Annotated in this window: 14 protein-coding genes; 8 read left to right on the forward strand and 6 right to left on the reverse strand. The window is 58.8% G+C overall.

Going from position 1 to position 20,621, the window contains the following annotated elements:
* Positions 1 to 72 precede the first annotated feature (72 nt).
* A complete protein-coding gene (locus BLU24_RS15650) occupies positions 73 to 714 on the forward strand; it encodes a DUF1345 domain-containing protein (protein WP_093101753.1) in 642 nt (213 codons plus the stop codon).
* A 65-nt stretch (positions 715 to 779) separates the two neighbouring features.
* Here BLU24_RS15650 and BLU24_RS15655 read toward each other — a convergent pair whose 3' ends face one another.
* Together BLU24_RS15655 and BLU24_RS15660 are read right to left on the reverse strand one after the other, a co-directional pair.
* Positions 780 to 3,428 carry an autotransporter outer membrane beta-barrel domain-containing protein gene (locus BLU24_RS15655; protein ID WP_231990159.1) on the reverse strand — a complete coding sequence of 883 codons (2,649 nt, stop codon included), beginning with the start codon at positions 3,426 to 3,428 and terminating at the stop codon, positions 780 to 782.
* Between the two features lie 254 nt (positions 3,429 to 3,682).
* Positions 3,683 to 6,511, reverse strand: a complete 2,829-nt coding sequence (locus tag BLU24_RS15660; RefSeq protein WP_172833275.1) for a hypothetical protein — start codon at positions 6,509 to 6,511, stop codon at positions 3,683 to 3,685.
* A gap of 230 nt (positions 6,512 to 6,741) precedes the next feature.
* On the opposite strand from BLU24_RS15660, the gene BLU24_RS15665 reads away from it, so the two are divergent.
* The 5 genes from BLU24_RS15665 (at position 6,742) to BLU24_RS15685 (ending at position 12,060) form a co-directional block, all read left to right on the forward strand.
* Entirely contained in the window at positions 6,742 to 7,770 is a 1,029-nt protein-coding gene (locus tag BLU24_RS15665; protein WP_093101754.1) for a LacI family DNA-binding transcriptional regulator, read from the forward strand.
* 151 nt (positions 7,771 to 7,921) lie between these two features.
* Positions 7,922 to 8,704, forward strand: coding sequence for a sugar phosphate isomerase/epimerase family protein (locus tag BLU24_RS15670; protein WP_093101755.1), 783 nt, complete (start codon positions 7,922 to 7,924; stop codon positions 8,702 to 8,704).
* Entirely contained in the window at positions 8,697 to 9,722 is a 1,026-nt protein-coding gene (locus tag BLU24_RS15675) for a sugar kinase (protein WP_093101756.1), read from the forward strand. The genes BLU24_RS15670 and BLU24_RS15675 overlap by 8 nt, the downstream gene beginning before the upstream one ends.
* A 58-nt stretch (positions 9,723 to 9,780) precedes the next feature.
* On the forward strand, positions 9,781 to 11,079 hold the full coding sequence (locus BLU24_RS15680) for an MFS transporter (RefSeq protein WP_093101757.1): 1,299 nt from the start codon (positions 9,781 to 9,783) through the stop codon (positions 11,077 to 11,079).
* Positions 11,080 to 11,091: 12 nt separating this feature from the next.
* A complete protein-coding gene (locus BLU24_RS15685; protein ID WP_093101758.1) occupies positions 11,092 to 12,060 on the forward strand; it encodes a 2-hydroxyacid dehydrogenase in 969 nt (322 codons plus the stop codon).
* Between the two features lie 136 nt (positions 12,061 to 12,196).
* Here BLU24_RS15685 and BLU24_RS15690 read toward each other — a convergent pair whose 3' ends face one another.
* From BLU24_RS15690 to BLU24_RS15705, 4 genes are all read right to left on the reverse strand, one after another.
* On the reverse strand, positions 12,197 to 13,384 hold the full coding sequence (locus tag BLU24_RS15690; RefSeq protein WP_093101759.1) for a pyridoxal phosphate-dependent aminotransferase: 1,188 nt from the start codon (positions 13,382 to 13,384) through the stop codon (positions 12,197 to 12,199).
* Between the two features lie 41 nt (positions 13,385 to 13,425).
* Positions 13,426 to 15,051 (reverse strand): methyl-accepting chemotaxis protein, encoded by a 1,626-nt coding sequence (locus BLU24_RS15695; RefSeq protein ID WP_093101760.1) that lies wholly within the window; start codon positions 15,049 to 15,051, stop codon positions 13,426 to 13,428.
* A 196-nt stretch (positions 15,052 to 15,247) separates the two neighbouring features.
* Positions 15,248 to 16,390, reverse strand: a complete 1,143-nt coding sequence (locus BLU24_RS15700) for a glycerate kinase (RefSeq protein ID WP_093101761.1) — start codon at positions 16,388 to 16,390, stop codon at positions 15,248 to 15,250.
* Between the two features lie 238 nt (positions 16,391 to 16,628).
* Entirely contained in the window at positions 16,629 to 17,750 is a 1,122-nt protein-coding gene (locus BLU24_RS15705) for a sugar diacid recognition domain-containing protein (RefSeq protein ID WP_093101762.1), read from the reverse strand.
* Between the two features lie 171 nt (positions 17,751 to 17,921).
* Here BLU24_RS15705 and BLU24_RS15710 point away from each other — a divergent pair, with 171 nt between their 5' ends.
* Both BLU24_RS15710 and BLU24_RS15715 read left to right on the forward strand, forming a co-directional pair.
* Positions 17,922 to 19,235 (forward strand): MFS transporter, encoded by a 1,314-nt coding sequence (locus tag BLU24_RS15710; protein ID WP_093101763.1) that lies wholly within the window; start codon positions 17,922 to 17,924, stop codon positions 19,233 to 19,235.
* Positions 19,236 to 19,572: 337 nt separating this feature from the next.
* Positions 19,573 to 20,586 (forward strand): aldo/keto reductase, encoded by a 1,014-nt coding sequence (locus tag BLU24_RS15715; protein WP_093101764.1) that lies wholly within the window; start codon positions 19,573 to 19,575, stop codon positions 20,584 to 20,586.
* The last annotated feature ends 35 nt before the right edge of the window (positions 20,587 to 20,621 follow it).

Raw genomic sequence — 20,621 nt, forward strand, 5'->3', positions numbered from 1 at the left:
CATTCGACGATGTGGTCATGTCCGTCATCGCTGGGCTAATGTGTCCAAACCATCACGGCCCATCGAGCTCTCATGCGCTTCCTCGCCCGCACCCACCCGCGTCTCTCTGCCGCCGCGCTGTTCGGCCTCGCCACCGGCCTGCTGGCCCCCGCCGACTCCGTCGTCAGCAAAACTCTCATCGGCTGGAACGTCGGCGTCTGGAGTTACCTGATCCTGATGCTGTGGCTCACCATGCGCGCCAAGGCACCGGACGTTAAACGCATCGCTGAGATCGAAGACGAGAATGCCGGACTGGTGTTATTCATGGTTTGCATCGCTGCGTTGGCAAGCCTGGCGACCATCACCCTCGAACTGGCCGGCAACAAGGACCTGGAAACGAGGCTCAAACTTCTGCACTACGGCTTCACCGCCCTCACGGTGGTCGGTTCATGGCTGCTCATCGGCGTGATTTTCTGCGTGCATTACGCGAGGTTGTATTACACCTGGGGCGGCACGGAACCGGCTTTGCGTTTTGCCGAAGGGCTGACAACGCCCAATTACTGGGACTTTTTGTACTTTTCGTTCACGATCGGCGTGGCCGTGCAAACGTCGGATGTGGGAGTTGCGACAAGGGATATTCGCAAGATCGTGCTGGCACAATCATTGATCGGGTTTGTCTTCAATACGGCTATTCTGGGATTCTCGATCAACATTGCCGCCGGATTGTTCGGCTGAGTCTTTTGAAGTCGCTTTCCAATAAAAAGCCCCGGCATTGCCAGGGCTTTTCCATCTCGTTCAATTTAGAAAAAATGACTCAATCTCAGGCTCGCACTCCAGTCCTGGGAGACAGTATTGCCCGTACCACCGCCGATTTCGCCCGCCACCTGCCAATTTCGCTGTGCAGGTGTCCATTTCAGCCCGGCACGGTATTCCAGCGTGCTACTGGCGCGGTCATCGTTGAAACTGTCTTCGTTGATTTTAACCTCATTGGTTTTGACGAACTCATGGTTTGCCCCCAGCGAAACACTGGGCTCCAGCAAGGCGCCACCTTCCAGTGCCAACAAACGTCCGCCCCGGACCCCAATGTTTCCTTGTACGGATCGCATGGTGTCCGCTTTGACTTTTAGGCCGTTGTCTAACTTATAGCTGTCACTCTGAGTGACGCCGGTAGATACGCCGACCTGCGGTTCGAGAAACCAGTTGTCGGCAAAGCGGATGTGCTTGCCAACGGTAACGGCAGCACTCGCGCCTAGCGACTTGTAATCGCCTTTGGCCCGTGTGCCGTCGCTCATGGTGACTTTTGCCTTGTTGTCGAACTGGTTGAGCTTGAGCATACCGTTGACGAACACACCGCTCTCGGTATCGAATGTGCTGCCGTAAACACCGACATTCAAGCTATCGACCGTTGCCTTGGAACCGTACTTGAGGTCCATCTCGGTGCGGCTGGAACCGACGAAACCGCCCAGCAGAACATCGCGTCCGCCGACGACTACCGTGGTATCGGCACCACCGGTAATTCCTGTCTGATTTTGTGTGTAGCCATCACCATAGGCATTCTTGACGTTGTATTGGTTGCCATAAGTGCGTACCCAGACACTGTTACTCAACTTGGTCGTGTCGCTGTCACTGGCTGCCCGCATTGCAGCATCAGGTCGGATACTGAGCCCACGATCACCGATTTGCGTATTGAGCATGTTCATCTCCGCGTTCGATACGCTGCGCGCGCTCCCTGCCAGCGCGAGCGCGGTGTTGCTCGACGTACTGACGGTTTCCTTGTCCGGGTTGAGGAAAAGGCCCTGGCCGTCCTGTTTCAACCGATAGACAAAAGCACCAGCGTCCACCGTTTCGCGACCACCCAGCGAGAAACTGGCGTCGCCGGCGGCAATATTGCCGATCTTCACCGCTTCGGCAGTAACGGGCGTAGTGCCGGTGGCAGCAATTTGCAGTTGGTGTTGACCGCTGGCATTACCGGTGACATTCAGAAAATCGGTGGACCCGTTGCCCAGATCCGTGCCCATCACAAAGGTGCCGCGACCAGACAGGTCGCCGATATTCAATTGCTGAAACTGCTCGTTCGTGCCCATGCGAACAACGCCGTTGTCCAGCGCAAGACGTTGCACGGTGCTGTCGCCAGTCATTACCCACTGGGCAGCATTATTGACAGTCAGGCTGCCTGAATTGTTGACCTGACCGGTCAGCACAGAAGCATTGTCCAGCAGCACGCCACCGTTGGCAGCTGTGCTGACATCGCCGGTGAGACTGCTGCCGTGGTTCAGCACCAGGCTTGAGACGTTCTGGACATTACCGTTGAGCGCCGAACCGTTGTCCAGGTCAACAAGGCCACTGGCGTCAGCCAGTACATTGCCGGTCATCTGGCTGCCATTGTTCAGCGATAACCCGACAACGTTTTCCACGTTGCCAGTAAGACGGGCGTTATTGTTCAGGCTGACATTTGACGCCGTTCCTGCAACGGACAGAACATTGCCATTGAGCGTGCTGCCTGAGTCCAGGCTGACTTGCGTCACATTCTGCAGATCCCCCTCCAGCGCGGCGCCGTTCTGCATCCGCCAGGAGATCGAACTGCCCGTCTCGGCCACGACATTGCCTTTCAGCTGGCTTGCATCAACGGTGAGGTTGGCTGTTGAACGGTTGGCTGCTCGCAAAAGATTGCCATCGCCACCGATCAGTACGGAATTGCCGCTGATATTGATGCTGGCGACAGTCCCGGCGCTGCCGGAGGAGCCCAATACAATGGCCGACCCGGTGCCACCGGTCACGCGGGTATCATTGAGTGTCACGGTGCTGGCATTGACGCCGACCGTGTCGGTTACGATTTGCAGGCCATCCTGTGCGCCGGTAATCGTGCTGCCCGTCGCTGAAAGTTTCGCGCCACCCAACTGCACACCATAACTGCTTGCGCCGGTACCGACGACAGTAGAGTCGGTAAGGTTCAGCACGGCGAAACCTACCGCTTGTACCCCACCGATCGCCCCGGTGATGACACTGTTGCCGGTAATGGTGGCAGTGGAGGATGCAGGGGTGCTGAGGTTACGTCCCAGCAAAAGCCCAAAACTGTTGGTGCTGGTGATAATCGATTTGTCGATCGTCGCGTTGCTGTCGAGTAGCTGGATAGCTCCCCGTCCCGTCGCGCTATTGACCGTAGCGCCGGACATTTTCAACGAAGAGGCGTTTGCATTGATACGCTGGCTCTGGCCACCGTTGAAGACGACATTGGCACTTTGTGAACCGATGGTCAGCGCCGTCGCGTTGTCGATGGTCAGCGTTCCACCTTGGGACACGCTCCATGCTTCTGGCGCCGGTGGATTGGTAACTACTTCACTCTCGCCTGGCAGCAAGGTGCGACTGTGAGCCTGGGGCGCAGCGATCAATGCCGCAGCCATCATCAGTCTAAGAGTGTTCGGGTGCCTGAAGCCTAAATATATGGACATATGGATACTTCCTCATTCTGCGATCACGACGTCTGTTTTTTCGGTAGTGTCGCGAGCGCCAACTAAAAAACGTCCGACAGGCTAATGACTACGGAAAATAATTAATGTAGGAATAATCCTTAAATGCACCGCGATTTATCCTTACAGAGTGCAGGCATGTTCAACCTCCCGTTGACTTTCACTGAAAAAGCCGCGCGCGCGGGAGAGAGACGCAAAGACCTCTCTCCCGCTGAACTACTTTACTTATCGCAGCCCTACGCTGGCGCTACTGTCAGATCGCAATATTGGAAGCTGTTATTGATAGTATCCAGAGGCTTGATGACTGGAATTGAGGCTTGCAGGCCACCCTGGGCTTCATACCAGTACTTGCCCCATGCAAGCGCACCTCGCTTGGGCTGTGCTGCCTTGAAGTGTGCAGCCGTGCCCACTCTGGCGACATCAGGCACGGTCGGCCCCTGAATGGTATAAGGCGCCGAGGCCTTCGTATTGGGAATCAGCGCAGTACCCGTGGCATTCGAGTGCGCTTCAAAGTGTGCGGTGATAACAGTGCCTACCGGCAGCAGCGGATCTTTGCTGATGTTCAGTCCCAGGATATAACCACTCGTAGGACTGACCATCGCGTAGCACTCGATATAGTCGCGATTTGCAGGATTACGGATTCTGATCGTAGGTACCGGCAGGAGCACCGGAATCTGCTTGACTTCGACTGTTTGCGGCAATGATTTGTTAACGTTTTTGTCGACTCCGGTCTTTTGAATAAAGTAACGAGCTGTAACGCTTGGCGGTGTCAACTTGGCCATTTCAGTTGCCGGGATGGGAATCTCAAATTGTGATACAGCGGCAAGCGGACTAAATTCCGCAAAAGGTAAGGTAGAGCTTCCCAGAAAACACTTGACGGTATGCACCGGCTCTATATCCGGATCCGTAAGAGCGTTCACTACCTTGAATGTGCCCGGCTTGTCGCGATCATCAGATTCCACTACGTTATCAATTTTGGAAACCCCCTGTACGATCGGAAGTTGGAGATCCGGATTCTCCAGATCAGGAGGATTTGGTGGTACTACACCCGCAATGTCGAACTTCAGAATAATGGTCGCGGAAGGTGAAACAGCGTTTTGGGTGAGGCCGGCGCGCTCTATTTCATAGTGAATTGTGACATCCTTCGGCTTATCGTCACCGTTAAATATCTGATCAAGCGCTGCAAAGGTAAGATCGAAACTCAAGTTAGCGTTAGCCCATGGCTGTTTTGGCGTTTCGAAAAAATTGGTGACATCAGCGGGGTCCGTAATAACCACGTAGATTTGATCGCCAGGTTCTGCGTATTGAATAGGCAGGTTTTCTACAATGACCGTAACGTTAACACCGCCTTCGAAGTTTTCCCACGAGAGCGATTCCATATAGTTCGGGTCGGTTGCCGGCACCAGCGGTGCTTTATTGGCCAATGGCGCCTGCGGCAATACCAACGTCAGAACGGGGGTAGGAGTAGACTCCTCGCCCAGATTACCAAGCCAGTCATCCCAGCGATATTTTATGTTGACGCGACCATTCGGGAATACAAGTAACTCGTTGCTGGGAATATCAAAAGTACCGGCCGCAGGAATCGCATCGCTGAAGACTTCTACTACTTGCGTACCTGAGGTTAACCAGACGGTTAAATTGTCGTCGATACGACGTCCGAAATAACCTACATTCACCGTGAAATTCATATTCGGATTAGCAGTAATCCAGGCCGTGTCGATATTGCGAAACGGAAGCGGGGTGCCATTGACAAAGACCGGAGCTGGCGTCGGCTTTATTCTTCTGGGAGGGTTTTTTGTATTAACCGGTGCGAGCTGATCCACCGTGAATTCCAGCGTATTGGAGTCTTCCGAGTTACCGCCTCCACCTTTGTAAAGCTTGATCATGAGTTCCCAGACAGTCGGACCGGAAGAGGTAGCTTTTTCAGCGAACAGCGCGGCATTCAACGGCAGTGGGATGGTGCCATTCGGCCGGCCGGCAACCGGGCCAAGCTCAATGGTGTTTGGGAAATCAGTCCAGTCCGGTTCCCCTTTTTCACGGTATTGGACATCAAGATTGTCACCATTCAATTCATCGGGCGTACGAGTGAAATTGATGGTCAAGACCTGACTATCCAGTACAGCTTTGGCGATAAAACCATCCGCCAGTGTATCAATGGCGATATCCGCTAAAATCCCTACGCCTGATGAAACACCGATAGAAAGCGGTCGCTGTATTTTATCTACAAATTGAATTCCCATTATCGTCTCTCCTTGCGAGTTCAGGCCGAAAGGGCCAGGTGTACCAGGCGTAACTTGATCAATTTTCACTAACCCTTTTTCAGACTCGGCAATGATTTTGCCGCCTCTGAACAATTGGCAGACGAAGACACCGGAATCAGAGTCAAATAGTGGACTGATGTGTTTTTGAAATGGCACAACATGGTTGAAACCATTTGTTATGTCTATCACGGAAAGGGTTTTTTCCCACCGACCATATACTTCTGCCACTTCCGGACCAGCGCCATTGAGCGTCCGATATCCCCTCCATGTCATCCATGCGACATCGCCGGGCAACGCAATATTATTCAAAGAGCGAATTCGAAATGTGCCACCAGTTGTCAATGCAGGCTTCGTATTATTATTCCAATACCCCCACAGTGTTGCATGTATGGCCACGGGTTCCGGAAAAGTTGTAAGAGGTGTGTGATCAATGGTTAGCGTGCGCGGTGGCGACTCATCAGAATTGCCACCGCCTCTTTTCCATAACTTGTAATAAACCTGCGCAACACCATCCATCGACATTTGTTGTGGCGTCAAGGCTACGTAAACAAAAGGATCGGGAATTCCCGCGGGATAGGTCTGGTCAAAAATAGTTGTCTCGATCAAGTTTTGAACCCAGAACGCCATCAATTGGTCGTTGGGCCCCGTGTCGTCCGGGCGAGGGATGACGATACGGGTTCCATTCAACAAGATATCTTTGGGAACGTATCCATCCGGGTCATTACCATCGACACCCTCGACTGATAGTGGTGCGGCCAATACACCGATCGAGGGGCTAGTTGTGGAAATACCGACTGGACTCATGATTTCTTTCCATCACGTCTATGTAAGTTCAGCCTGTGAGACTGATTGCTGATCCGTTGAGCAAATTAGGCACCTGTCCGAATCATTCGCCTACTGTCAGATCTGACAGGTTTAGCTGCCGTCTGTCGGAAACGACGATGTACTTTTCAAGCCCTAACGGGTCTTCACTTGACGCAAGTAAAGAAATTGGTGTCTCCTGAAACCGGTTTCATACATAAGAAGACTTAGCCGTGAACGATTTCTTCACTGCGCAGCGCAGCCGCATAACCATGCTCGACGTCGCCGAACGCGCAGGTGTATCCAAAGCCAGCGTGTCACGCTTTATCGGCGATGATCGTGCCCTGCTCTCCGAGGCCATCGCCCTGCGCATTGAGCGTGCCATCGCCGAACTCGGCTACCGCCCCAACCAAATGGCCCGTGGTCTCAAGCGCGGGCGCACTCGCCTGATCGGCATGTTGGTCGCCGACATCCGCAACCCCTATTCAATTGCCGTGATGCACGGGGTGGAAACCGCCTGTCGTGCGCATGGCTACAGCCTGGTGGTGTGCAACACCGATCGCGATGACGAGCAGGAACGCCAGCATCTGGCGCTGCTGCGCTCGTACAACATCGAGGGGCTGATCGTGAACACCCTCGGCCACCACCGTGACGAATTGCATGAATTGCGCCGCGAGATGCCGTTGGTGCTGGTGGATCGCAAGGTGGACGGGCTCGACAGCGATATGGTCGGGTTGAACAATCCACAGGCAGTAGAAATGGCGTTGGCACATCTTGAACAACGCGGTTATCGCGATCTGGTGTTGGTCACCGAACCGTATGACGGCACCAGCTCGCGGATCGAGCGGGTCAGCAGTTTTCATGCACAGATTGCCCAGCGTCCGGACCTGTCCGGGGCGGTGCTGGAAACCGGTGATGATCTGCAAGCGCAACTTCAAACTTTTTTAAACACTCCTGGGGATGGGCCGAAAGCGTTGTTCTGCGCCAACGGTGTGGCCGCGCTGTCAACTGCGACTGCATTGCGGGCGATCGGCTCGCGGCTGTTCGAGGATATCGGGCTGATCGCTCTGGATGATCTGGATTGGTATCCGCTGGTGGGCAGCGGGATTACTGCGCTGGCGCAGCCGACGCAGGAGATTGGCGCGCGGGCGTTCGAATGTTTGCTTACGCGTTTGCGTGGGGATGATGAATTGGCGCGGGTGGTGGATTTTGCGCCGGTGCTGGTTGAGCGTGGATCTACGCGCGGGGTTGGCGGTGTTTGACCTGACGCCTTCGCGAGCAGGCTCATTCCTACATTTGGAATGCGGTCACCTGTAGGAGTGAGCCTGCTCGCGAAGGCATCCGCAAGAACAACACAGAATTCACTGATATTTTTTTGAACAAAAATGAAACCGGTTTCAGAGGTCAATAACAATGAACAAACCTGCCGTTTCCATCAGTCTGTCCAGCTACGGCGCCGAGCTTGTGCGCCAGCGCGGTCAGGACTCTTTCATCGAAGTTCTGGCTGCGGCCGGCGCCAATCGCATCGAGTGGCGTGAAGAATTGCTCACCCGCGAAGACCCGCAGCAATTGGCTGCGGCCACCCAGGCGCAGGGCCTGCAAAGCATTTACTCTTCACCGACCGAGCTGTGGCTTGCTGGGCAGGCACAGCCAAATCCCGAGTTGATCACTGCACTGCAACAGGCTGAAGCGTTCGGTTCGAAGTGGCTGAAAGTCTCCCTCGGCTACTTCACCGACACCAACGACCTGCAAGCCCTGACCGAACGTCTCCGACAAACCTCGGTGCAGCTATTGGTCGAGAACGATCAGACCTTGTACGGCGGGCGCATCGAACCGTTTCAACGCTTTTTCGCTGCGGTTGAACAGCACAACCTGCCAATCAAGATGACCTTCGACATCGGCAACTGGCAATGGCAGGACCAGTCCGCCACCAGCGCCGCGCGCCTGCTCGGCCGGCATGTCGGCTATGTGCACTGCAAAGCCGTAGCGCGTCGCGCCGACGGCAAACTCGTCGCCGTGCCGCCCGCCGTCAGTGACCTGCATCTGTGGGAGCAACTGTTGCGGCACATGGCCCAAGGCGTTATGCGCGCGGCCGAGTACCCGTTGCAGGGCGATGATCTGCTGCAACTGACCACCGAGCACGTCGCCGCCCTCGCCCGCCTCGGCCAATCGCGTCTGGAGCCTGCCCATGTCTGAGATCGATATTCTTTCGTTCGGCGAAACCATGGCGATGCTGGTCGCCGAGCAGACCGGTGATCTGGCAGCGGTCGAGCATTTTCACAAACGCATCGCTGGCGCCGACAGCAATGTGGCCATCGGGCTTTCGCGGTTGGGTTTCAATGTCGCCTGGCTGAGCCGGGTGGGTGATGATTCGCTCGGACGCTTCGTGGTCCAAACCCTGATCAAGGAAGGTCTCGATTGCAGCCACGTCGATGTTGACCCAAAGCACCCGACCGGCTTCCAGTTCAAGTCGCGCAATGACGATGGCAGCGACCCGCAGGTCGAGTATTTCCGCCGCGGTTCGGCGGCCAGTCATTTGTCGTCGCAGTCGATCACCGCGGACTTGCTCAGCGCCCGTCATTTGCACGCCACCGGCATTCCGCCAGCGCTCTCGGCCACGGCGCGCGAACTGTCTTTTGAGTTGATGAGCCGCATGCGCCATGCCGGGCGCAGCGTTTCGTTCGACCCCAATCTGCGCCCGAGCCTGTGGGCCAGCGAGCGCGAGATGATCAGCGAGATCAACCGCCTCGCCGCCCTCGCCCATTGGGTTTTGCCGGGTTTGAGCGAAGGCCGCTTGCTGACCGGTTTTGAAACCCCGGCGGATATTGCTGCGTTCTATCTCGATCAGGGTGCCGAAGCGGTGGCGATCAAGCTCGGCCCGCAAGGCGCTTACTACCGCACACAGCTGGACCAGGGTTTTGTCGCTGGCGTGCCTGTGGCTCAGGTCATCGACACGGTCGGTGCCGGCGATGGATTTGCAGTGGGGCTGATCAGCGCCCTGCTCGAGCATCAGAGTGTTCCCGAGGCGGTGCAACGCGCGAACTGGATTGGCAGTCGGGCGGTGCAGAGTCGTGGGGATATGGAGGGGTTACCGACTCGCCTGGAATTATCGGTTGAATTTGAGGCCGCCAATCGCCAGCAGGCTGGCTCCCACATGGGGATTGTGTCGACCACTAACCCCGTGGGAGCCAGCCTGCTGGCGATGAGGCCCTGACAGGCTGCCCATTGTTTGAACCTGCTGCGACAAAAACAACAAGCTCAGGAGCAAGACCATGAAAAACGCTACCCTCGCCACCCGCCGCTGGTGGTACATCATGCCGATCGTGTTCATCACCTACAGCTTGGCGTATCTCGATCGCGCCAATTATGGCTTCGCCGCCGCTTCCGGCATGGCCGAAGACCTGATGATCACGCCGGGCCTGTCCTCTTTGCTCGGAGCGCTGTTCTTTCTCGGTTATTTCTTCTTCCAGGTGCCCGGTGCGGTCTACGCGCAAAAGCACAGCGTGAAGAAGCTGATTTTCGTCAGCCTGATCCTATGGGGCGGCCTTGCGACGCTGACCGGCGTGGTCTCCAACGCGTATTGGCTGATCGTCATCCGCTTCATGCTCGGCGTGGTCGAAGCGGCCGTGATGCCGGCGATGCTGGTCTACCTGTGTCATTGGTTCACCCGTGCCGAACGATCTCGGGCCAACACCTTTCTGATCCTCGGCAACCCGGTGACGATGCTCTGGATGTCCGTGGTTTCGGGTTATCTGGTGCAGCACTTCAGCTGGCGCTGGATGTTCATCATCGAAGGCTTGCCGGCGGTGTTGTGGGCTTTTATCTGGTGGCGTCTGGCCGATGATCGTCCGGCCCAGGCCAAGTGGCTCAGCGATCAGGAAAAGCACGATCTGGAAAGCGCACTGGCGGCAGAACAGGTCGGCATCAAAGCCGTGAAGAACTACGCCGAAGCGTTTCGTTCGCCGAAGGTGATCATTCTCGCGTTGCAGTTTTTCTGCTGGAGCATCGGGGTTTACGGCTTCGTGTTGTGGCTGCCGTCGATCCTCAAGGCAGGGGCTCAGATGGACATGATCGAGGCTGGCTGGCTGTCGGCGCTACCGTATCTGGCGGCGGTGATCGGCATGCTCGCGGTGTCGTGGGGTTCGGACAAATTGCAGAAGCGCAAACGCTTCGTCTGGCCGCCACTGCTGATCGCCTCCATCGCCTTTTACGGCTCCTATGCGCTCGGCGCAGAACATTTCTGGTGGTCGTACACGCTGCTGGTGATCGCCGGCGCCTGCATGTACGCGCCGTACGGGCCATTCTTCGCGATCGTGCCGGAGATCCTCCCGGCCAACGTCGCTGGTGGCGCCATGGCGCTGATCAACAGCATGGGCGCGCTCGGTTCGTTCGGCGGCTCGTATCTGGTCGGTTACCTGAACAGCTCCACCGGCTCGCCGGGCGCGTCCTATCTGTTGATGAGCGGTGCGTTGCTGCTGTCGGTGGTGCTGACGATTTTTCTCAAGCCCGGCGCCAGTGACCGCGTCGTCGCTAAAGCCGTTGCCACGCCACGCGTGCCGGCGCATTCCTGAAAGGACTTTGTCATGAAAAAACACGTCGTGCTGTACAAGAAGCTGTCGCCCGCGCTCATGGCGCGTCTGCAAGAGCAGTTCGAAGTCACGCTGATCGAAAGCCTCGACGCCGACGGCCTGATGCAACTACGTGACGCCCTGCCCCGCGCCCACGGCTTGCTCGGTGCGAGTCTTAAACTCGATGCCTCGTTGCTCGATCTGGCGCCGCAACTGCAAGCCATTGCCAGTGTTTCGGTGGGTGTCGACAACTACGACATCGATTACCTCAGTCGTCGCCGGATCCTGCTGACCAACACCCCGGACGTGCTCACCGAAACCACCGCCGACACCGGTTTCGCCTTGATTCTGGCGGCGGCCCGGCGTGTGGTCGAACTCGCCAACATGGTGCGCAGCGGCCAGTGGAGCCGCAACATCGGCCCGGCACATTTCGGCACTGACGTGCATGGCAAGACACTCGGCATCATCGGCATGGGCCGCATCGGCGAGGCACTGGCCCAGCGTGGCCATTTTGGCTTCGGCATGCCGGTGATCTATCACAGCCAGTCGCGCAAACCCGCCGTCGAGGAACGCTTCAAGGCGCAATACCGCAGCCTCGAGGACTTGCTCAGACAGGCCGATTTCATTTGCCTGACCTTGCCACTGACGGCGCAGACTGAAAAGTTGATCGGCGCCAAGCAGTTTGCCTTGATGCGTGCGGAGAGCATTTTCATCAATATCTCACGCGGCAAGGTGGTGGATGAGACCGCGATGATCGACGCGCTGCGTCATCAGCGCATTCGTGCCGCGGGGCTGGATGTGTTCGAGCGTGAACCGCTCAGTCATGACTCGCCGTTGTTGCAACTCAACAATGTGGTGGCGACGCCGCACATGGGGTCGGCGACCCATGAAACGCGCGAGGCGATGGCGCGGTGTGCAGTGGAGAATCTGCTGGCGGCGTTGGCTGGCAAGAAGCCGGCGAATCTAGTGAACCCTTTCCACTGATCGTTCCCACGCTCCGCGTGGGAATGCCTCAAGGGACGCTCCGCGTTCCAGCTTGTAAGGGGACGCAGAGCGTCCCGGGCTGCATTCCCACGCAGAGCGTGGGAACGATCAGTGCGTGGGTTACGGCCGGGGACCATCAAGCACTGCGCGCCTGTAAAAGCTGCGCCGCACACAAGGCAATCCGCGCGCAGGCGTCGGCCAGTTTCACCCGATCTACCACCAGGCCAATGCGGATATGCCCCGCCGCACTCGGGCCGAACGCTTCACCGGCCAGTACCGAGACGCCATAACCGTTCAGCAATCGCTCGGCAAACGCCTGGGCACCGAGACCGGTCTGGCGCACATCGACCATCACGAACATGCCGCCATCCGGCCTGATCGGATGCAGGCCCGGGCAGCCGCGCAAACGCTCGCAAACCAGATCGCGGCGCAGGCGATATTCCTCGCGCATCTGCGTCACCTCCGGGAGATCGCTTTGCAGCGCAACCTGCGCGGCTTTCTGCACGAAATCCGGCAGACCGAAGAGCATGCTCAGCGACAGGTTGACCAGATGCTCGGCCAGCGGTGTCGGCCCGATCATCCAGCCAATGCGCCATCCGGTCATGGCATGGGATTTCGACAGGCTGTTGATCGTTGCCGTGCGCTCGGCCATGCCCGGCAGGCTCGCCGGGCTGATGTGCCGGCCTTCGTAAAGCAGTTCGCTGTAGACCTCGTCGCTGATCAGCCACAGGTCATGGCGCAGGCACAGCGCCGCCAGTTCCTGCCAGATCAACAGCGGCAAGCTTGCACCGCTGGGGTTGTTCGGGCTGTTGAGCAACATGGCGCGAGTCTTTGAAGTAATACGCGCCGCGATATCGGCCGGGTCGACGCGGAAGCCGTTTTCCGGGCGCACCGGCACTGGAATGACCGTCGCGCCGCACGCGCCGAACACGCCTTCATAAGTGACGTACATCGGTTCGGCGACGATCACTTCATCGCCGGGATCAAGCAGACATTGCGCCACCGAATACACCGCGCATTGCGCGCCGGGCAAGACAATCACCTGGTCAGGATCAACGCGCTGACCACTGCGCTGGCAATGGCGCTCGGCAATCAGCCTGCGCAGCTCGAGCCGGCCACGAATATCTGCATAATGCGTATCGCCAGCCAGCAGACTGTCGATCGCGCCATGGACAATCGGCAGCGGCGTATCGAAATCCGGATCGCCGACGCTCAACAGCAGAATATCAACGCCCTCGGCGCGCAATGCCAACGCTCGGTCGTGGATCTGCCAGGCGGCGGCGCCCTCTCCGGCAATGCGTTGGGTCAAGGCTGAATAGCGCATGTACGTCTCCTGATTGCGCGGTTTCCAGCCTTCACCGTATCTCAAATCACGAAACGCGCCACCATCGCATTCAAATCCACGGCCAGACGCGACAGTTCATGAGTCGCTGCGCTGGTCTGGTTGGCGCCGGCCGCCGACTGCGTGGCCAGATCGCGGATGTTGACCAGATTGCGGTCGACTTCGCGGGAGACTTGCGCCTGCTCTTCCGAGGCGCTGGCGATCACCAGGTTGCGCTCGTTGATCTGGTGGATCGACTGGGTGATCTGCTCCAGCGCGACGCCGGCGGCACGGGCCATTTCCAGGGTGATCTGGGTGCGCTGGTTGCTTTGCTGCATCGACGAAACCGCCTCGCCGGTGCCGTTCTGAATGCCGGCGACCATTTTTTCGATTTCCTGGGTCGATTGCGCGGTGCGATGGGCCAGCGCTCGGACTTCGTCCGCGACGACGGCAAAGCCTCGTCCGGCTTCACCGGCACGCGCGGCTTCGATCGCGGCGTTGAGCGCCAGCAGGTTGGTCTGTTCGGCGATGGCGCGAATCACATCGAGCACTTTGCCGATATCGCGACCCTGTGCGGCGAGACCTTCAATCATCTGCGCGGTGTTCTGTACGTCGTGGGTCATGGTCTGGATCGCGTCGACGGTTTTCACCACCTGATCGCGACCTTCACGGGCGGCGTGGGTCGACTGGTTCGACGCTTCAGAGGTCGACACGGCGTTGCGCGCGACTTCTTCGACGGCGGCGGTCATCTCGTTGACGGCAGTGGCAGCCTGTTCAATCTCGTTGTTCTGCTGCTGCAAACCGCGCGAGGCTTCTTCAGTCACGGCGCTGAGTTCTTCGGCGGCCGCGCCCAATTGCGTGGCGGAACCGGCGATCTGTTCGATGGTTTGACGTAGATTGACCTGCATCGCCGCGAGGGCTTCGAGCAGGCGCGCCGGCTCGTCCTTGCCGTCGACTTCGATGGCTTTGCTCAGGTTGCCAGCGGCGATGGTTTGCGCCGCCAGCAGCGCGCGGTTGAGCGGTGTGACAATGCTGCGGGTCAACAGCCAGGCCAGCAACACCGTGGCCAGCGCTGCAATCACCGCGACAATGATGATCCCGGTAATGGCGCTGTCGTAATAATCGCCGGCGCGAGTCGACGCGGTCTTGGCATCGGCGGCATTGATTGCGATCAGTTTGTTCAACTGCTCGCCCATCTGGTCGGTGCCTTCCTTGATGCGCGTGTTGATCAGCGCGCGCAACTCATCCATTTTGTCCTGGCGCGACAACTCGAGCATCTGGTTCTGCGCTTGAACGTAGTTGTCCAGCGTGGTCGAGAACGTCTGGTACAGCGCACGTTCTTCCGGACCGGCAGGCAGTTCGGCATAAGCGGCTTGTGCCTTGCGCGCCTTTTCAACCAGCACGGCGATACGCGTCTGGGCTTCCTGCAACGCGGCAGGCTCGCGATTGACCAACACGCGGAACGAGAGGATGCGCATCCGCAGGACGTTCTCGGTTATCACGCTGAGATGGGTCACGCTAGGCAGTTGCGTCGAATTCATATCGATCGACGCCTGGCGAATGACCGACATGCGATTGACGGCAAACACGCCAAGCACGACGACCAATAAAGCAATGAAGGCAAAACCGAGGAAGGCACGGGGCGCGATATTCAGGTTACGCAAGGACATGGCTGCACTCTCAAGATAGAAGCTACGAGCGTCCCTGCCATATCACTGAGCCGTGGGGGTGGGCTGCAGTCTGGCGCCACTGTTTTGGAAGTTTTGTGTGCGCCTGACCTTTGTATCGGCCAGGCTTTAGGAAGATTGCGGGTGCGTTGCAATTATTTTTATCGGTGTTTCAAGGATGAAACATCGGTCGAGCATTTCACAAGCTGCGCCGGGCCATCTGCCACACGCGAGCAATGTCCGTAGCGCGTTCACGCAACAACCGTGGCGCTTCGGCGCAGGCCTGTTCCAGGCTCATCGGTCCGCTGGTCACGGCGAATGCCGCGTCGATGCCATGGTCATACAGTTCCTGATAACCCTCACCCAGGGTGCCGGCAATCACCACCACCGGCACACCGTGTTGTTTGGCGATCCGTGCAACGCCGAACGGCGTCTTGCCACGCAAGGTCTGCGCGTCGAAGCGCCCTTCCCCGGTAATCACCAGATCGGCGCCCTTAACAGCGTCGGCGAGCCCCACCAGCTCCGCCACCACTTCCACGCCAGCCTGAAACTGCGCACCGAGAAATGCTTTTGCGGCAAAGCCGAGACCGCCCGCCGCACCGCTGCCGGGTTCACCGCTAACGTCTTTGCCCAGCGCCTGCGCGCACAGTTCGGCAAAGTGCCCCAAGGCGTGATCAAGTTGCTGCACCTGCGCCGGCGAGGCGCCTTTCTGTGGGCCGAAAATTGCGGACGCGCCATGCGGGCCGCACAGCGGATTGTTCACATCCGCAGCAATATCGAAACGCACCTGCGCCAGACGCGGGTCGAGTGCGCTCAGGTCCAGCCGCGCCAGTTGCGCCAGTGCCAGTCCGCCGGGGACCAGCGGCTGATCCTGCGCGTCAAGCAGTTTCAGCCCCAACGCCTGCATCGCACCGGCGCCGCCATCGTTGGTAGCGCTGCCGCCAATCGCCAGAATCACCCGTTGTGCGCCGGCATCCAGCGCCGCGCGAATCAGTTCGCCGGTACCAAACGTGCTACTGATGCACGCATCGCGCTGTCCCGGCGGCACCAGTTGCAGGCCACTGGCTTCGGCCATTTCGATGATTGCCGTCTGGGTGTGGGGCAACCAGCCCCACGCGGCTTCGACCGGCGCACCGAGCGGGCCACGCACGCGACTGCGGCGCAACTCGCCTGCACAGGCAGCGAGAATCGATTCCACCGTGCCTTCGCCACCATCGGCCATCGGGCATTTGACCAGCGTCGCTTGTGGCCACACCTGAGCCAGGCCGAGGGCGATGGCCTCGGCGACGCCCTGAGCACTGAGGCTGTCCTTGAATGAATCGGGGGCGATGACGACTTTCATGAGAATTCTCCGGTGGCAATGTCCGTCATGCTGCCAGTGGCCGCGAAGGTTGACGCCGGTCGGTTGCACAAGTGGCGTCGGCGTTTATTGTTCATTTTCACAAAAGACAGGTGTTGGTTGTACCGGCCTCATCGCTGGCAAGCCAGCTCCCACAGGGTGCTGTGGTGGATGTGGAAGTCATGAACGCCTTATAACCTGTGGGAGCTGGCTTGCCAGCGATGGCGGCCTCAAGAACGACTCATGCCGATGGGTCGGTCTGCGGCAACAACTGCACCCCCAGATACAACGCCAGCATCCCGTCCAGCCTGAGCGGATCGACCCCGCTCAACTCGGCAATCCGCTCCATCCGGTAGCGCAGGCTGTTGCGATGAATGCCCAAGGCCTCGGCGCAGGCCTGACTCTGGCCGTCGTGCTCACACCAGCTGCGCAGCGTCGCCAGCAATTGACCGTTGCTGTCCTTGGCGATCACCTTGCGCAGCGGTTTGAGCAGTTCGTCCAGCGCATCATCGTTACGATGGCGCCAGAGCATCACCGGCAAACGATAGCGGTTGAGCGTCAGCACGCGCGAATGCGGCAAGACTTCGCGCCCGTAGGCGAGCAGATCGCCGACCCGCCGATAGCAGCGGCGCAGCCCGGCCAGCCCGTCGGCCTGCCCGCCCACGGCAAGGCGCAGGATCTTCCAGCCGAGGCCATCGAGTTTTTCCAGCAAGCGCTCGTGCTCGATGTGCTGACTCGCCGGGCGACACCACAGCAGCGATGACGGCGCCGAACTCACGCACCAGCTGTCCGGGTAACGCGACATCAGCCAGGCACTCAGCGCCTCGACCGTTTGCCCCGGACCGTGCTCAGCACCCAGTTCGAACAGATGAGGCACCCGCGTCAGTTGCGGCTTGAGCCCCAGTTGCTGCGCCTCGTCGACCAGCCGCGGCGAATCACCCGCTTCGCTCAGCAACAGCGCCAGCAGGTCATCACAGCGCTGGCGCCGCCATTGCTGCTCGGCCTGCTGGTTGCGCTGGCCAACCAGCATTTCTGCAGTCATGCGCACCAGTTCGGCATAGGTGCGCAGTTGTTCGGGGTCGCCGGTGATGCCCAGTACGCCGATCAAACGCTGATCAAGCAGCAGCGGCAGGTTGATGCCCGGTTGCACGCCTTTGAGATGCACCGCCGTCTGCGTATCGATTTCGACCACGCGACCATTGGCCAGCACCAGTTGCGCGCCTTCGTGGCGGGTGTTGATGCGCTCGGGTTCGCCGCTGCCGAGGATCAGCCCCTGGCTGTCCATGACGTTGACGTTGTAGGGCAAAATGGCCATCGCCCGGTCGACGATGTCCTGGGCGAGGTCGTGGTCAAGTTCGAACATGACAGCGGCAATCCTTGATTTTCGGCGCGTGCAATTGTTCACCCGCACAGGGTCTACCGGCAAACCCTGTGCTCAGGCACAAAGACAATCCGGCCAGAGGTGGCCGAGACTCTCGGGGCGATCAACGTTACCCTTTGCATCGCAAAAAATCATAATAAAGAGAGAGCCGCTATGTCGCAGAGCGCCGCAGCTACCCAGACCATCGACACCGACGGTAAAAACGCCGTCTACAAACGCATCACCCTGCGTTTGATCCCCTTCATTTTCATCTGCTACTTGTTCAACTACCTCGACCGGGTCAACGTTGGCTTCGCCAAACTGCAGATGCTCGACGCGCTGAAGTTCAGCGAAACCGTGTACGGCCTCGGTGCCGGGATTTTCTTCATCGGCTACGTGCTGTGCGGCGTGCCGAGTAACCTGGCCCTGACCAAATTCGGTCCACGGCGCTGGATCGCGCTGATGATGATCACTTGGGGCACGCTGTCGACCTGCCTGCTGTTCGTCACCACGCCGACCGAGTTCTACACGCTGCGACTGTTCACCGGCGCGGCCGAGGCCGGGTTCTTTCCCGGTGTGGTGCTGTACCTCTCGCAATGGTTCCCGGCGTTCCGCCGCGGCCGGATCATGGCGCTGTTCATGTCGGCGATTCCGGTGTCGGGTCTGCTCGGCAGCCCATTCTCCGGTTGGATACTCAATCACTTCGCCGCCGGCCAGGGCGGTCTCGCCGGCTGGCAGTGGATGTTCCTGCTGCAAGGCATTCCGACGGTCATCCTCGGCGCCCTCGCTTGGTTCCTGCTCAGCGACAGCTTCGCCAACGCCAAATGGCTGACCCCGCACGAGCGCGCGGTGCTTGAGGCAGATCAGGCCGAAGACCTGGCGAACAAACCAAAATCCACCTCCGACTCGCTACTGGCCGTGTTCAAGAATCCCGCGATCTGGGCCTTCGGCCTGATCTACTTCTGCATCCAGAGCGGCGTTTACGCGATCAACTTCTGGCTGCCGTCGATCATCAAGAATCTGGGTTTCAGCGATAACCTGGTGATCGGCTGGTTGAGCGCGATTCCCTATCTGCTGGCGGCGGTGTTCATGCTGGTTGTCGGTCGCTCGGCCGACCTGCGCAAGGAACGCCGCTGGCATCTGGTGGTGCCGATGCTGATGGGCGCGATTGGTTTGCTGATCGCAGTGAACTTCGCGGCGAATCCGGCGATTGCGATTCTCGGTTTGACCATCGCCACCATGGGTGCGCTGACCGGGTTGCCGATGTTCTGGCCGGTACCGACCGCGATGTTGAGCGCCGGCGCCGCGGCAGGTGGCCTGGCGCTGATCAACTCGATGGGGCAGATGGCGGGGTTTTTGAGCCCGTATCTGGTGGGTTGGGTCAAGGACAGCACAGGCTCGACGGATGCGGCGTTGTATCTGCTCGCGGCGGTGATTGTCGGCGGGAGTTTGCTGGCGTTGCGGATGACGCGGACGTTGCGGGCTTAGGCTTTCAACGGCTTTCATGGACGGCCCTGTTTTGGGCCGTTTTTATATTTCGGTTCGACTCGAGAGTTGGTTGAAATTTGAGATCGGCGGCCCCTCACCCCAGCCCTCTCCCGAGGGAGAGGGAGCCGATCTCTGTGCTTTTCAAAATGTGCGTTCGACTCAGTATTGCGCGTTGGCGTATCTCTCCAAGTCACCTCGGTCAGTCCCCTCTCCCTCTGGGAGAGGGCTAGGCGGGCGGCGTTCCGATGAGGGGCTTTTGATCTTGTAAATTCACTTTGCCCCCTCATCCGCATCTGGTATTTGATTGACCCCTCCCACCGCCAAAAAGGATTTCGCCATGAGCTACCGCACACTCGGCCACTCCGGGCTGCAGGTCTCCACCTTGACGCTCGGCACAATGATGTTCGGCGAACAGACCAGCGCCGAAGATTCGCTGCGCATCATCGACAAGGCCTGGGATCAGGGGATCAACTTCATCGATACCGCCGACGTCTACACCAACGGCCGTTCCGAAGAGATCGTCGGTGAGGCGATCGCCCGGCATCGGCACGAATGGGTGCTGGCCACCAAGGTCGGCTTCGGCCCGGTCGACGGCGTGCCAAACCGCAGCGGTTTAAGCCGCAAACACATCTTCAACGGTCTCGAAGCCAGCCTCACTCGGCTCGGCACTGACTACGTCGACATCTATTACCTGCACCGCGAAGACCACAACACGCCGCTTGAAGTGAGCGTTTCGGCGATTGGCGATCTGATTCGCCAAGGCAAGATCCGCTATTGGGGGCTGTCGAACTATCGCGGTTGGCGGATCGCCGAGGTGATTCGTGTTGCAGACAAGCTCGGCGTTGACCGCCCGGTGATCAGCCAGCCGCTGTACAACATCGTCAACCGTCAGGCCGAGACCGAGCAGATCACCGCTGCGCAAACCTATGGCCTCGGCGTGGTGCCTTACAGTCCGCTGGCTCGTGGCGTGCTCAGCGGCAAGTACGCGCCGGATGTGCAACCGGACGCCAACAGCCGCGCCGGGCGCCAGGACAAGCGCATTCTGGAAACCGAGTGGCGCGTCGAGTCGTTGCGCATTGCCCAGCAGATTCAGCAGTACACCGAGCAGCGCGGCGTCGGCATGGTCGAGTTTGCGATTGCCTGGGTGCTGAACAACAACGCCGTGACCTCGGCCATTGTCGGGCCGCGGACCGAGGCGCAGTGGGATGCCTATACCCAGGCGCAGGCGGTGAAAATCAGCGCCGAGGACGAGGCATTCATCGATTCACTGGTCACGCCGGGGCATGCTTCGACACCGGGTTTCAACGATGTCAGCCATTTCGTCTCTGGGCGCAAACCACATCAGGCATAACAGGTCTTCCCTAATGTAGAACAGCCGATACAATC

This window comes from Pseudomonas sp. Z003-0.4C(8344-21) (genome assembly GCF_900104975.1).
Classification (GTDB): Bacteria; Pseudomonadota; Gammaproteobacteria; order Pseudomonadales; family Pseudomonadaceae; genus Aquipseudomonas; species Aquipseudomonas granadensis.